This is a genomic window from Cognatundibacterium rugosum (assembly GCF_014284365.1).
In the GTDB taxonomy this organism is placed as follows: domain Bacteria; phylum Pseudomonadota; class Gammaproteobacteria; order Burkholderiales; family Burkholderiaceae_D; genus Undibacterium; species Undibacterium rugosum.
Window position 1 is genome coordinate 1 of record NZ_JACOGG010000050.1, and the last position, 900, is coordinate 900.

General features: G+C 54.1%; 1 protein-coding gene. It reads left to right on the forward strand.

The genetic code is table 11. From position 1 onward, the window contains the following. On the forward strand, positions 1–900 hold a 900-nt coding region (locus H8K47_RS17975), incomplete at both ends, for a hypothetical protein (protein ID WP_222612835.1).

A 900-nucleotide genomic window follows, 5' to 3' on the forward strand; every position in this document is an offset into this window, starting at 1 on the left:
CAGCTGAAAAAGCTGGCCTGCTCACGCGTCTGAAAGACGAGGGTTTGCTGGGGAACACGCAACGCTATCTTGGCAAATTAGCGGGGCAGTCTGGCGTGAATGCCAATACGGTTCCAGCAGTCGCCAGCGTGAGCCCAGATGAACAATTCAGCCAGCTGTTGGCTGGCATCCACGACGAGCTCAAAGCACTGGACACGGCTGCTACACCAGCAGCACCTTCCGCAGCACCAATGGCCAAGGCGGCCAATCCGATGGCACGCAACAGCAGTGACATCAGCGCCCGTTCATTAAAGAATGCAAGCCCGCCAGCAGTGAGTAGCGTCCAGACCCAGAAGCGTATCGAACGGGTGCAACTCAAAATCCAAGCGTTAAAAAAAATGTATGCCGGTATAGAGCAAAGCTTCAACGACACCGAGCAACAACTCAAAGCTGCCAACATGCCGGCAGAAATTCTGCAGCGCCATCATGCCGCCGTTGCCCAATACCAAAGCCGTCAAAAGCAATTCCAACAACTCAGTGAACAAGTTGAGCGCAGCAGCGGCGCAGAACAGCAGCGCGCCCTGGTGGAACTCAGCCGTTTTATGGGGACTCACCAGAACGCTAAGCCACACCAATTTACGGACCCCAATAAACTCCCGTTCGGCAGCCCCAGCAACAAAGTCAGAAAACCAAACGAAACTAAAGCCGAGTACCAGGCCAGCTTGTTCCCGCCCAAGTATGACAAAATCATGCTGGCCGGCGCCATCCCAGATGGACTCAAACTGGCACAAGCCAGCTTGCCGGTGCTACCCGTCGCACAAGACACAGCAGAAACTGAAGACATTCAGCTCACACCTGCTGTAAAAGCCAAAGCCCAGGAACTCAACAACAACCCGGTACAAATCTATAACTGGGTCAGAA